Annotated in this window: 14 protein-coding genes; 10 read left to right on the top strand and 4 right to left on the bottom strand. The window is 49.7% G+C overall.

Annotated elements, in window-relative coordinates; translation table 11 throughout:
- The first annotated feature begins 173 nt into the window (after positions 1–173).
- Positions 174–1,049 carry a calcium-binding protein gene (locus ACM1PF_RS27475; RefSeq protein WP_416676816.1) on the top strand — a complete coding sequence of 292 codons (876 nt, stop codon included), beginning with the start codon at positions 174–176 and terminating at the stop codon, positions 1,047–1,049.
- Positions 1,050–1,213: 164 nt separating this feature from the next.
- On the opposite strand, the gene ACM1PF_RS27470 is transcribed toward ACM1PF_RS27475, so the two are convergent.
- Positions 1,214–1,660, bottom strand: coding sequence for a hypothetical protein (locus tag ACM1PF_RS27470; protein WP_416669246.1), 447 nt, complete (start codon positions 1,658–1,660; stop codon positions 1,214–1,216).
- 276 nt (positions 1,661–1,936) lie between these two features.
- Here ACM1PF_RS27470 and ACM1PF_RS27465 point away from each other — a divergent pair, with 276 nt between their 5' ends.
- On the top strand, positions 1,937–2,332 hold the full coding sequence (locus tag ACM1PF_RS27465; RefSeq protein WP_416669244.1) for a hypothetical protein: 396 nt from the start codon (positions 1,937–1,939) through the stop codon (positions 2,330–2,332).
- Between the two features lie 108 nt (positions 2,333–2,440).
- Here the strand turns inward: ACM1PF_RS27465 and ACM1PF_RS27460 are convergent, their stop codons facing one another.
- Complete coding sequence (locus ACM1PF_RS27460; protein ID WP_416669242.1) at positions 2,441–3,817, bottom strand: energy transducer TonB; 1,377 nt, start codon at positions 3,815–3,817, stop codon at positions 2,441–2,443.
- Positions 3,818–4,182: 365 nt separating this feature from the next.
- Between ACM1PF_RS27460 and ACM1PF_RS27455 the strand changes: the two genes are divergently transcribed.
- From ACM1PF_RS27455 to ACM1PF_RS27440, 4 genes are read left to right on the top strand one after another with little or no spacing between them, the layout of a single operon-like run.
- Complete coding sequence (locus tag ACM1PF_RS27455) at positions 4,183–4,839, top strand: MotA/TolQ/ExbB proton channel family protein (RefSeq protein ID WP_416669240.1); 657 nt, start codon at positions 4,183–4,185, stop codon at positions 4,837–4,839.
- A gap of 2 nt (positions 4,840–4,841) precedes the next feature.
- Positions 4,842–5,249 (top strand): ExbD/TolR family protein, encoded by a 408-nt coding sequence (locus ACM1PF_RS27450; RefSeq protein ID WP_416669238.1) that lies wholly within the window; start codon positions 4,842–4,844, stop codon positions 5,247–5,249.
- 30 nt (positions 5,250–5,279) lie between these two features.
- On the top strand, positions 5,280–6,026 hold the full coding sequence (locus ACM1PF_RS27445) for a COG4280 domain-containing protein (RefSeq protein WP_416669237.1): 747 nt from the start codon (positions 5,280–5,282) through the stop codon (positions 6,024–6,026).
- Between the two features lie 11 nt (positions 6,027–6,037).
- A complete protein-coding gene (locus ACM1PF_RS27440; protein ID WP_416669235.1) occupies positions 6,038–7,069 on the top strand; it encodes a FecCD family ABC transporter permease in 1,032 nt (343 codons plus the stop codon).
- 42 nt (positions 7,070–7,111) lie between these two features.
- Here the strand turns inward: ACM1PF_RS27440 and ACM1PF_RS27435 are convergent, their stop codons facing one another.
- Entirely contained in the window at positions 7,112–7,585 is a 474-nt protein-coding gene (locus ACM1PF_RS27435; protein WP_416669234.1) for a CYTH domain-containing protein, read from the bottom strand.
- Positions 7,586–7,624: 39 nt separating this feature from the next.
- On the opposite strand from ACM1PF_RS27435, the gene ACM1PF_RS27430 reads away from it, so the two are divergent.
- The 3 genes from ACM1PF_RS27430 to ACM1PF_RS27420 all read left to right on the top strand — a co-directional run bounded on the left by ACM1PF_RS27430 (position 7,625) and on the right by ACM1PF_RS27420 (position 9,207).
- Positions 7,625–8,263: a DUF6962 family protein gene (locus tag ACM1PF_RS27430; protein ID WP_416669232.1), complete on the top strand. Its 639-nt coding sequence runs from the start codon at positions 7,625–7,627 to the stop codon at positions 8,261–8,263.
- Positions 8,264–8,440: 177 nt separating this feature from the next.
- Positions 8,441–8,878, top strand: coding sequence for a large conductance mechanosensitive channel protein MscL (mscL, locus tag ACM1PF_RS27425; protein WP_416669230.1), 438 nt, complete (start codon positions 8,441–8,443; stop codon positions 8,876–8,878).
- 92 nt (positions 8,879–8,970) lie between these two features.
- A complete protein-coding gene (locus tag ACM1PF_RS27420) occupies positions 8,971–9,207 on the top strand; it encodes a hypothetical protein (RefSeq protein ID WP_416676943.1) in 237 nt (78 codons plus the stop codon).
- A 156-nt stretch (positions 9,208–9,363) separates the two neighbouring features.
- On the opposite strand, the gene ACM1PF_RS27415 is transcribed toward ACM1PF_RS27420, so the two are convergent.
- Positions 9,364–11,904, bottom strand: a complete 2,541-nt coding sequence (locus ACM1PF_RS27415; protein ID WP_416669228.1) for a glycogen/starch/alpha-glucan phosphorylase — start codon at positions 11,902–11,904, stop codon at positions 9,364–9,366.
- Positions 11,905–12,429: 525 nt separating this feature from the next.
- Between ACM1PF_RS27415 and ACM1PF_RS27410 the strand changes: the two genes are divergently transcribed.
- Complete coding sequence (locus ACM1PF_RS27410; protein WP_416669227.1) at positions 12,430–12,951, top strand: GNAT family N-acetyltransferase; 522 nt, start codon at positions 12,430–12,432, stop codon at positions 12,949–12,951.
- Positions 12,952–12,956: the final 5 nt, after the last annotated feature.

The raw sequence follows: 12,956 nt of genomic DNA, 5'->3' as shown, positions 1-12,956 counted from the left end.
CGCTGGGATGATCACGTGACCATTGGCGGTGCAAACGGACGCTATACAATCTACGATTTGGGTGGAGATAACCAGATCACAGGAACATTAGTTCTGTCCGATGCCAAAATTTTTACTGGCGATGGTAATGACACCATTGATATTACGGGCCCCATCGAGCATCTGGGCCGCTCATCATCTATACTAGCGGGGGGAATAACACCATTCATGCTGCCGCCGATATCAATGAAGTGTACACGGGCAGAGGGGATGATCAAATTCATGTCTCAGGCGTTTACAGTACCGTTCATACTGCCGGGGGAAATAATACCATTCGAGCTTCCGGGAATGGTGTCGATCTTCAGACGGGCGAAGGGGACGATCGCCTGGAAGCCTATATCACGGGGCGATTTCAGGGAACTCAGAACTCGATTCATCTGGGGGAAGGAAACAATACCCTCACTGGCTCCCTTGCCGTGGGAGACTATCGCATCACAGCGGGCAGCGGAGATGATCAGATTAATTTATTTGGAGGGAGTGCCAACCTAGAAATCCATGCGGGAGAAGGAAACAATACAATCGATATTGCCTTCAGGGGCAAACCTTTTACCATTACGACTGGCGCTGGTGATGATAGGATCCGGGCGATCGACTCAACGGCCGGCATTTTTTATGTGGGTGAGGGAAACAATATTGTGGAAGCGGGAACGGGCGATGACCTGATCTATGCTGGCTCAGGCGATGATACCCTGGCAGGAGGAACGGGGGTAAATGTCATCTATGCTGGCGAAGGCAATAATACGATCTTCTCTACTGGAATGGACTCTATTTATACGGGCAGCGGCAGCGATTTGTTCAAACTCAGTCCGGGTGAAGGAATCGCAACTATCCACACATTTGATGAGAGCGATCGGATTGATTTAGGCAGAGAGATGACGGTTGCTGATCTGAGTATCTCTCAAGTGGGCAATGATACGTTTCTCAAGCTGACTGCAACAGATGATTTATTTGCGGTTCTGAAAAACGTTCAAGCGAGCAGCATTGATAATCGTTTCTTTGTTCACGGCTAAGACTACATATCGTAAATGAATTGCATGTATGACAACACCTGCGATCGTTCGCGCAGTGTGGGCATCACCCAATCCCCCACCCCCCTTGCAAAAGGGGAACTTCACTGTTTCGGCGCAGTTCCCTTTTTTAAGCGGGGCTAGGGGAATCTCAATGCAGTCACTTTTTAGTCACTAAAAACGTCTCTGATGTTATCAACCGTGCGTTCTACAACATTCTTGGATTTATCCACAGCCTCCTGAGTTCGAGCCGCGTCTTCTTCTGCACGTTGTTCAATGCGATTTCTATCTCTCATCGCTTTACGTTCAATGAAGCTATTGTCATCATCCGCTTGATCGACTTTAGCTGCATTTCGGTTTGCCGTTCTCTCAACCTGATTTGCCGTATCGCGGATAAAATCCTTGGAACGTCCAGCCACCTCGTCCGCTGCATCCTGAACCCGATCGCCTGCATCCGCAGATGCAATCAGATTTGCAGTCGGCATAGCGATTGCGGCTGAATCCGAGAAAAAACCACCCTGCCAAATTAAACCGATCGCTGACAAACAAAACAGCGTTGTGGCTACCCAGCGTCCAACCGTCGAAAGCCGTTTCATAAAATAATTCAGTTTCATAGAATACATCTCCACGCAATTTATTGAGCATTCTATTCTTACTGCATCCGGTTCATTGGCTAAAACATTCTCTAGATAGAGGTTCTCACCTGGACTGGAAAAACCGCATGCGGATCTTGCCTCAAGCTTTCGCAGGCTGAGTATGCCAAAAGTTGGATTTATGTTCCCTGTAAACTCAAAGTCAATGAAGTTTTTTACTATCAAAGAAGCAGACTGTTCTATTTTGTCAGTTGTTTGATCTCAGTTGTTTTATCTGGATTGAATCCCTTTTACATCATGGCTCCTTTAAACACACAACAAGAAAACATCCTTACCGCTTTCGTAACTGCCCTTGCCCAACAAGATGAATCCTTGCCCCAGGGACTTCAAACCCAACTCCATGCCATTGGTCAAAACCTGGAGGCGCGGATTGTCGAACTCCCGGCGATCGCAGCGAGCCTACCAAATTTAAATCAAGCCTATCAGTCAGCTTTAGCGAATGCCCAAACGCATCCAGCCGATCAGGGAGCAACCCTCGTTTCGACCAATCAGGATCAAAATTCCAAACTGCGCGATCGGGCTGTCCAAATCCTGACCGATTCAGATCCGGTTCAAGCGGCTCAACGCAGCCAATCCAGAGGGTTAGGACAAATCGCCTCCAACCCCATAAAGCGGATCTTTGGCAGAGGTTAAACCTGAACCCATGATTCACGTTCCTGGCTCTGATTCCCTGATTCTGTCTCTCTAATCCTGACTTCTGACTCTCCCAACCCCTTGCCACTGAACCCCGTGCAACCCGACCTACTCCTGAATTCCTTCTGGTATTGGTTCTGGAACAAATTCCGGCACGGTATTAAAACCTGGATCAGGAACATTCTCTGGTTCCGGGATTACGGTTGATTCCGGCACAAACTCTGGTTCTGGCACAAACTCTGGTTCTGGCTCAGATGGCGGTAAGGGGGCTTCCTCTTCAAGCGGTGCGGTTTGGGGCAACTCTTGCCCATCGGGATCGGGCTGCGATCGATTGAGTAAGTCCAGCAAATCGGGAGAAGCCGCAGGAGCAGATGTCGGAGTCGGAGTTGGCTCTGGGGAATCAGACGGTTCTATTTCAAGTTGAGGATCATTCGCGTCAATGGGTGTTTCAGGAGTCGGAACATCAACGATCGTGGGTTCCGGATCGGGTTCCGAAATCGTAATACTGCGCCGATCGCCGCGTTCCCTGGCGCGATCGGCTGCCCTTGATCCCGGTTGAACAAAATCAATGTCAATCGGATAACTTTCTCCAGCTCCAGCTCCCTCCAGGCGTACCCGTTCCCGCGCTTGCTCAATAGCCGCCCGATCGAGTTCTGGATTACCGCTCGATCGAGATAGTGTCACCGAAACTACCCGTCCCTGATCATCCGTTTCAACAATCACCTGGGCTGTTCCCTCTGCCCCTCTAGCTTGTTCTGGATAGTCAAAGTTGCAGCCTTCACAACTGACTTCACGGGAGCGATTTCCTCGTCCAGTATCCCCAGTCGGTTCATTGCCCTCTCCCCCCGAACCAGGTAAGGAACCCGGTGTGCTGGGAGCTGCCGCAGCCGTTTCAGGGGCAGTTTCCGCCGTTCCCGTACTTTCAGTATTATCAGAAGTTGCCGTTTGTCTGGTGCGTTCCCGGTTGCGGCGAAGTTCTTCCAATAGGTTACTTAAATCCCGTCTTTCCGTTGGCGTTTCGGTGACTTCCGGTTCCGCGATCGGTTCCTCTGTTGGTTCTGCCAGTGGTTCTTCAGTCACGTTATCAGAAAACTCATCTTCCACCAGAGGCAACGGCTCCGGTTCGGGTTCCTCTTCCAGAAATTCTTCCTCAACGATCGGCTCAATCGGAGCGGGAGGAGCCTCAACGATCGTGGCGGGATCGGGCTGGACTTCAGATGGAGCAGCGGCAAAGGTGGACTCAGTCGGTTCAGAAGGAATCTCCTCTGGAGGAACTTCCGGCAATTCTTCGGGCGGAATATCTTCCGAGACAATAATCACAATTTCCTCAGGAGGCACTGACTCCAGTGCCCAGGGATTCTTCACCCGGAGGGCTAATCCTACCCCGTGCAACACCAGCGAACCTGCAAGGCTATAGGTGACAAACTGCTTCAGGTGCTTCTCTTGTTTTTGGCGGTACTGGGAAACGGTGTCTGAGAATGTCATTTGCCCTGCCAATTAATACTTGTTGCAAATTTTGATGATTTGCCCATCGTAGAATTCAACTGGGTTGCTGTCAATTAATTGGTAGAGCGCGAAGAATAGTACAGATAAAGATCGGCTAGATGAATTTCTGGACAAGGGTTTCAAAGTGCAGCGTTGAGCTACAAAAATAGTCAGCACCATCCAATGGCGAACCTGACCCAAGCAGAAAAGGGAGAAGGCTTTCAAGAAGTTGCTTTCCATAATGAAAAAACTTGACATTAGGAACTGTTCGCTTTACTCTTTCTTGAGAATAGATATCAATAGCTAACCCTACATTTCGATCGTGAACCAAAGTCCGATCGATTCTACTGCTGCGTGAATTTGAGATGCTAATTGTTGAACTGTTTCGTGCGGGTGGCGTTGTCATGTACCCCCTGTTGGGGTTTTCCATCGTGGCGATCGCCTTAATTGTCGAGCGTTTGGTCTTTTGGATACGGGTGAATCGGCGGCAACAGCGAGTGGTGCGGGATGTCCTGCGAACCTATCCCCATGATTTTGATACGGCCCTGCTCAGGCTCAAACAAAATGCGGATTTGCCGATCGCCCGAATTTTTCTGGAAGGACTGGAGGTGAACCACTTTCCTCCCCACGCCTTTCGTCTGACCCTGGAGGGAGCCACTCAGGCAGAACTGCCCATCCTCAGACGATTTAATACGGTGTTCGATACGATCGTTGCCCTTTCTCCTTTATTGGGACTGTTGGGTACCGTAACGGGTTTGATTCGCTCCTTCGCTTCCCTGAACCTGGGCAATGTGGGTAGTGAGAGTGCTTTGCAAGTGACAGGCGGGATCAGTGAAGCCTTAATATCTACGGCCGCCGGACTGATCGTGGCTGTATTTACCCTGCTCTTTGCCAATGTGTTCCGGGGATTTTATCGACGGCAGATTGCGGCGATCCGCGAGTATGGCAGCCAACTGGAAGTGTTGCACCTGAGTCATCACGAAGGATTTGAGGGATATAAAGCATTAACGGCAGTTGAGTAACCATGAACATTCCAGATGAGTTTGATGAATCTCCCCAGGTAAATATTGTGCCGATGATTGATGTCATCTTTGCAATTTTGACATTTTTCATCATGGCATCGTTGTTCCTGACACGGGCTGAAAGTCTGCCAGTGAATCTACCCCAGGCTCAAACGGCGCAGTCTCAACAGCAAAACAAAATCACCATCACGATTGACGAAACCGGCAATGTCTTTCTCGATCGCCAGCCCATCCAGGTTGAAGATGTGTCGGCTCAAATTCGAGCATCCATGAACGATCAGCCGGAAGCATTGGTGGTGATCAACGCAGATGAAAAGGTTGAACATGGTCAGGTGATTGCTGTCATGGATGCAGTGCGGACGGTGGAAGGAACTAAGTTGGGAATCGCCACGCAACCGCCTCAACCATGAATCAAGGTACTTACTCGTAAAATAACAGTCATGACTATCAATTGGAGCATTGGGATCGCGGCTGGAGGAGGTGCCAGCCTGGAGTTTTTGGAAACAGCAGCGATCGCCTATGCCATTGCCCGTTCTGGATACGTGCGTGAAGCAATCTGGGGGAGCGTCGCGGGCCTTACATCGGTTGCGGTCGTAGCAGGAATTTTTGGTACAGGTTTACAGTTGATTCCTTTGCAATGGCTGCAAATCGGGATTGGGGCAATTCTGCTCTGGTTTGGTTGGGGCTGGGTTAAGAAAGCTGTAGTCCGTCAGGTTGAGGGCAAACGAGCAGGTTGGTTGGGGGATGATCCATTAGATGCTGAAGGTATTGCGTTGCATTCGCAGTCCCAGGGATTTAATGTACTCAACTTTGTGGTCATGACTAAAAGTGCGGCGTTGGAAGCACTCGAAGTTGCTGTGATTGTGATTACCCTGGGGCTAGCTTCTCAAGCTTGGGCTGAGGCATTAATAGCAACCCTTCTGGCGTTAGTGGCTTCAATTGTCTTAGTACTATTGCTGCATCCCCATTTGCTCAAGCTGCCTGATGTATTGATCAAGTTAGGAACGGGCATTTTATTGTGTGGATTAGGAACTTTCTGGTTGGGTGAGGGCTTGGGTCTAGAGTGGTGGTTTGGGGATCTGGCAATTGTGGCGATCGTTGCCCTTTATAGCCTGTTTGCAACCCTGGCAATTTATAGCTTGAGACAGAAAGCAACTGACCATCAGCAGGTTGATCTATCGGCATAGCGAGTATTGCAATGGTTAAACCTGGCGTTCAGGCTTTTGTTCCTCAAAAAGGTTCTCAAACATTCCGGCTATTGGGTCTGGGAATTAGCATTGTTCTGCTGTTCGGCTGTCTACTATTCAGCATTACCTTTGGTGCGGCTGATATTGATCCGGCTACGGTCTGGCAGTCGTTAACCGCATTTGACGGCTCAACCAATCATTTAATTATTACAACGGTGCGATTACCGAGGGTTTTGATTGCCCTATTAGTGGGTGCAGCCCTTGCGGTTGCTGGTTCGCTGATGCAAGGACTCGCCCGTAATCCTTTGGCTGATCCAGGAATTTTAGGCATCAGTGCTGGAGCGGCTCTGGCGGTGGTGATGACTACGTTTTTCTTTGGGTCAGTCCCAATTCAAGTCTATACCTGGGTTGCCTTTGCAGGGGGAACGATCGCCGCGATCGCCGTTTACATCCTGGGTTCGATCGGACGGAGTGGCATGACTCCGTTAAAGCTGATTCTGGCGGGAGCAGTTCTGGGTTACTTGATGTCTGCCTTAACGACAGGAATTCTGATTCTCAGCCAGCGCACGTTGGATGAAATTCGCTTTTGGTTGGCTGGTTCGGTTGCCGGACGAGATTTGAATATCCTGCTACAAGTATTGCCCTATGTTTCGATTGGGTTAATGATTGCCTTTTGTATGGGGAAGCAAATCACGGCACTCACGTTAGGGGAAGAAGTTGCGAAAGGATTAGGACTGCGAACGGGATGGGTCAAGGTCACAGCTTCGATCGTCGTTGTGTTGTTGGCAGGAAGTTCCGTCGCATTGGCTGGGCCGATCGGTTTTGTGGGGCTGGTGGTGCCTCACATCGTCCGTTTTTGGGTTGGGGTCGATTATCGCTGGATCTTGCCCTATGCTGCCGTTTGGGGAGCCATTCTCCTCTCCCTGGCTGATTTGGCGGCCCGGTTGGTGATTCGTCCCCAAGAGCTTCCAGTGGGGATCATGATGTCCTTGTTGGGTGCGCCATTCTTTGTGTATTTAGCTCGATCGAAGGTGAAACGGTAGGGGAAGCACAACACCCTATCTTCCACCGTTAGCCTTTTACCTTCATTCCTCCCTCCACTCTCGATAGGGAAACTGTGCCAACGAAACGTTAAAATACCGGGGATCCTCTGATACATCTGCGCCAATCCAGTCGGGCAGTTGAATCAATTGATCGGCATCAGTGAGTTCTACCTCAGCGACGATCAGTCCCTGGTTTGCGCCCCAAAATTCATCAACTTCCCAGAGTAAATCCTGCCAATAAATTCGATAGCGGGTCTTTTCAATCAACGGTCGATCGCAGAGTGTATCTAAAAGCTCGATCGCATCGTTCAGAGGAATGGCATACTCATATTCAGCCCTGGAAATGCCCTGGCTGGCTCCTTTGATGGTGATATACCCCATTTCTCCAGCAACCCGTACCCGTACCGTGATTCCATCCCGCGATGCCAGATAACCCTGACGATAGGTAACCCCCTCGTCCAAACCGCGCCAGCCCTCACCGACGACCAGAAACTTGCGCTCAATTTCAATGCCCATTCTGCCTATGCTCCGGAAAATTGTCGTACCGTCCTGCTCATGATTATCACCGAACCAATGACCCTGTTAACGGATTATCTGATTGCAATTCAGGCGATCGGGTTTGCGGTCTTGCTGGGGCAAAAGGGACGTTCTCTCAGGCAGCGATCGATGTGGCTATGGGCAGCAACCTTTGGATTTGTGGGATTAGCCGCTTTTTTGGGAGGAACCTGTCATGGATTTGTCACCTATCTGGGGAATGAGCGCGTCCGGGTGATGTGGCAGATCATGGTGTATTGTCTGGGAATTGCCAGTTATTTAATGTTGGCGGCAACGGTGACGAGTGTTTTACCCCGTCGAATTCAGGTCTGGGTCTTACTGGGGTTTGGGGTAAAGTCAGTGCTCTATCTATCCTGGGCAGCCTACTGGATGGATAACTATGCCTACTCGATCGCCAATTATCTTTCAGCAATGGCGATCGTTCTCCTGCTCCAGGGATGGGCCATTCACCAGGGACATCATGTCAGGGCAGCCCGATGGATTGTGGGTGGCATTATCGTTTCTGGACTGGCGGTGGCCGTGCAGAGTACAGGCATGGCGATCGGTCAGCACTTCAACCACAACGATATTTACCATGTCATTCAAATGGTTGGACTCTACCTGTTCTATCGAGGAGCAAATCAGCTAAAAGATAGATGAACGATCGATCGTTCCCTGCCTCTTGCCAAGATACACAACCAGGAAATTAAATTATTCAAAAACTGTTCTCAAATAAAAAAAGACTGCTAAAATCTGCATGTCGTTTGGATTGACTCACGTTGCTGGATGAGTCCAACGATATCACCCATGCCCTCTTTAGTTTGAGATATACAGCTTATGGCAGTGAGGAGAGGAACAAGTGCTGCTGGTGGTTTCCTGGCAGACTTTCGTGATTTCATTATGCGCGGTAATGTCATTGACCTTGCCGTTGCAGTCATTTTGGGAGCTGCGTTCAACCAGATTATCCAATCGTTGGTAGAGGACATCATTACGCCAGCCCTCCTGCAACCCGCTCTGGATGCTGCTGGGGTGGATCAGTTGAGTGAATTGTCTGCCAATGGGATTCGATACGGACTATTCTTAGCCGCCGTCATTAACTTTTTGGTAGTTGCATTTGTGATTTTTCTGCTGATTCGGGCCTTTGAACGGGCCAAGCGGCAATTTGTGCGGGAAGAGGAGGTTGTTGAAGAAGTTGATCCGGTACTGGAATCCCAGGAGCGGTTAACGGGCGCGATGGATCGGCTCACTGCCGCGATCGAACGGCGAACCCCGTAGGAGAACTTTGATTTAGAAGAACCCTGATTTAAGAGTGTCGTTTGGTTTTGAAATCGTTGATCCAATTCATACTGAAAGAGGGAAGAGATGTCGTGATCTCCTCCCTCTTTCAGGTTTTGTTTGGCTTTTGGGGATGCGGCGGGATTGGATCGATCGCCTTCCTGCTTCAGCCGTTTGGTCAGGTTTTTGAATTGCTTTTGTCGTTGTCGTTTCCTTGCACTACCGCCTCTACCTTTGTCGTTTCGTCCCTCTCGGCGGGGGGACTCCCATCGTTTCAGTCTTGTCATAAATTCTCCATTTCTATCAATTATCTTAGCAAACCTGATTGAGCGATCGCTGAGGGAGAAAACCTGGTAGAGATGCCAGAACACCCCTACTCTAGAGAACTACAACTGCAACGATCGCTATTCCGTAAAGAAACGCTTCAGTCCGGCAAGATACCTGCGCTACGGGAATTGGGCTATTTGCCTGAGGGGGAGAGTTGCCTACGAGACAATCATTCGTCCGGCATTTTCCTGGACATACTCCTCCAATTTGATCGGCACTGACTGCACGTGCCAGATTCCCTCACAGTAATCCCGAATCGAGCGATCGGAGGAGAACTTACCCATGCGAGCCACATTCAAAATCGACATCCGCGTCCAGCGATCCTGATCTTGATAAGCCTGGCTCACCTGCTCCTGACAGTCAACATAAGCCTGGTAATCCGCCAGCAGCATATAGGGATCACCGTAGAGCAAATTATCGACGATCGGCTTGAATAAATTGGCATCCCCGTGGGAAAAGAACCCGGAGGCGATGCGATCGATGACCAGCTTTAGCTCGGGATTGCTGTAGTAGTAATCCATTGGGTTGTAGCCCGCTACTTTCTTGGCGTAAACCTCATCAGCCGTTAAGCCAAACAGGAAGAAGTTTTCAGCTCCCACCTCCTCCCGAATTTCCACGTTCGCCCCATCCAGCGTACCAATGGTTAATGCGCCATTCAGAGCAAACTTCATATTCCCCGTGCCAGAGGCCTCCTTGCCTGCGGTAGAAATCTGTTCAGACAAATCGGCAGCCGGATACACACGCTGGGCAAACTTGACGTTGTAATTTTCCAGGAAAACAACCTTCAGCCGTCCCCGCACATCCGGATCCCGGTTGACCACATCCCCGATCGAATTAATCAGCTTGATAATCAACTTCGCCATATAGTAGCCTGGAGCTGCTTTGCCGCCAAACAGAAAAGTGCGAGGGGTGATATCAATATCTGGATTTGCCTTAATCCGATTGTAGAGCGTGACAATGTGAAGTGCGTTCAAATGCTGGCGTTTGTATTCGTGAATTCGCTTGGACTGAATGTCGAAAATTGAATTCGGGTTGACATCAATATTTGTGGTTCGCTTGATGTAAACTGCCAGGTCTTGCTTAATCGCCTGTTTGATCTCACGAAATTCCCGCCGAAAGTCTGGATCATCCACAAAATCTTCCAGTTTGTGGAGTTCCTCCAGGTGCTTCACCCAGTTATTACCAATCTTGCGGCTGATGAGATTCGCTAACCGAAAGTTACTCAACACCATGAAACGACGGGGTGTAACCCCATTCGTCTTGTTGTTGAACTTTTCGGGATACATTTCGTAGAAGTCGCGCAGAACTCCCTCTTTGAGCAATTCTGTATGTAGAGCCGCTACACCGTTGATGGCAAAACTGCCGACACAGGCCAGGTTCGCCATCCGCACATAGCGTTCTCCTGACTCATCAATCAACGACATCCGCCCCAGTCGTTCCCAATCATCGGGGAACTTTAACCGAACATCATCCAAAAACCGGCGGTTGATTTCAAAAATAATTTCTAGATGGCGCGGTAACAGTTGCCCAAACAGGCTGATCGGCCAGCGTTCCAGGGCTTCGGGTAGCAGGGTGTGGTTCGTGTAGGCCAGCGATCGCGTCGTAATGCCCCAGGCTTTGTTCCACTCCATCCCGTGCTCATCCATCAATAGCCGCATCAGTTCCACTACGGTGATAGAGGGATGGGTATCGTTGAGCTGAATCGAGAATTTCTCAGGGAACTGCTCCAAGGGAATCCCCTGCCGTTCCAGAATCCGAATCATGTCTTGCAGCGAACAGGACACAAAGAAGAATTGTTGCTCTAATCGCAAAATTTTTCCCTGGGTCAGGTTGTCATTCGGATACAACACCTTGGAGATGGTTTCCGAGGCCATTTTCTGCTGCACCGCTCTGGAATAATCCCCCGCGTTAAACGCATCAAAATCAAAGGTTTCGGGAGCTTCAGCCGACCACAGTCTCAGGGTGTTACAGGTATTGACGCTATAGCCAGAAATGGGCGTGTCGTAGGGAATCCCGTTGACGACCTTGTGGGGGATCCAGCGCACTCGGTAAGCCCCATGCTCATCTGTAAAAGACTCTGTATGTCCACCAAATTTAACCTCCACCGCCCATTCCGGACGGGACACTTCCCAGGGATTGCCATACCGCAGCCATTTGTCCGTGATTTCAACCTGCCAGCCATCCTGAATCCGCTGATTGAAAATGCCAAACTCATAGCGGATGCCGTAGCCAAGAGCCGGAATTTCCAGGGTGGCTAACGAGTCCAGGTAGCAAGCTGCCAGTCGTCCTAAACCCCCATTTCCCAGCCCTGGTTCTTCCTCCTGCTCCAGCAGTTCCTCAAAGTTTAGCCCCAATTCCTCGATCGCCTGTTTCACCTGTTCGTAGATTCCCAGATTGATCAGGTTATTACCCAGGTGGGGCCCCATCAGAAATTCAGCCGAGAGGTAGCAGACCGTCCGGGCTTTCTGGTTGCCGTAGGTTTCGGCAGTCGTAATCCAGCGTTTAAATAACCGATCGCGCACCGTATAGGCCAGCGCCATGTAGTAGTCATTCAGGGTAGCAATGGCGGGAAATTTACCCTGGATATAGAACAGGTTGTCCAGAAAGGCTCGCTTTAAGGTTTCAATCCCCAGTCCTGTGCGATCGTCTTCAATCCGGACAATTTCCTGAGTCGAATTCGGATTCGGTGCTGTTTGCATGAGCTTCACTCCCAAACTTACTGAGTTGTCGTAATCTGAAAGTCCATCCGCAGCAGTCCATGGGCAGTATAGGCGCAATCGATATGCAGAGCAGTAATCTGACATACCCAAGCTGAACGACCCAAGCAAGCGACCGCAAAAGAATTAAATAAAAGGCTTTGAATTAAATTCCGGTTCCCAAAAGCGATAGGCGACCATCCCCAGAATCAATTGAGTCCAATGGGATCAACCCGAAGGCTGATTCCTGTCCAGTTTGCCGTCTAAATGCCCCGATCGCCTTGATTTTAGATAAAGTTTTAAGTTTCTGCCGAAATTTGTAAAGTTGAATTGAATCTAAAAATTGTGCGTTTCGGTACAAGTCAGTGTCCCCTCTCCCGCGTAACTTATTAGAAGCAGTCTGCTAAACCGTTTGAAGTGCCTATCCGGAAGCTCACTAGAGTTTTTGGCATCCAAAACCCCTGCCGGGATTTTCAGATAGGTTTTAAATAGGTTTTAAAAAGCACTCGTTTAAGATTTGGGTAGCCTATGTTTACGTTGCCGAAACCTGAGACCATAAATATTATTATTCGTCCTGCCACACAACAGGATATTCCTGCAATCGTAGAAATTTACAATGACGCAGTCATCCACAGTACGGCCTCCTATGACTACTATCCTGCCACCCTGGATGCCCGGATTGCCTGGTATGAATCCCATCTCCGCAGTCAGCATCCAATTTTTGTCGCAGAGGAAAACGGAAAAATCGTCGGCTGGAGTGCGTTGAGTGACTTTCGCCATGCCGATGGCTACTGTTACTCTGCCGAAGACTCAATCTATGTAGCAGTGGGAAATCGAGGGCGCGGGATCGGCAAACTGCTGCTGTCCCCTCTCATCAGCACTGCCCAGGAACTCGGACTCCACACTATCATCGCAGGGATTGACGCATCCAACGAGGTCAGCATTCGGCTGCACGAAGCCTTTGACTTCAGGCAGGTGGGCTATCTAAAGGAAGTGGCATTTAAGTTCGATCGCTGGTTGGATCTGGTCTTGATGCAGCGGATACTCTAAAGTGC

This window comes from Egbenema bharatensis FJBBOT/2019 (genome assembly GCF_048077055.1).
GTDB classification, from domain to species: domain Bacteria; phylum Cyanobacteriota; class Cyanobacteriia; order Elainellales; family Elainellaceae; genus Egbenema; species Egbenema bharatensis.
This window is presented reverse-complemented; position numbering and strand designations above follow the sequence as displayed.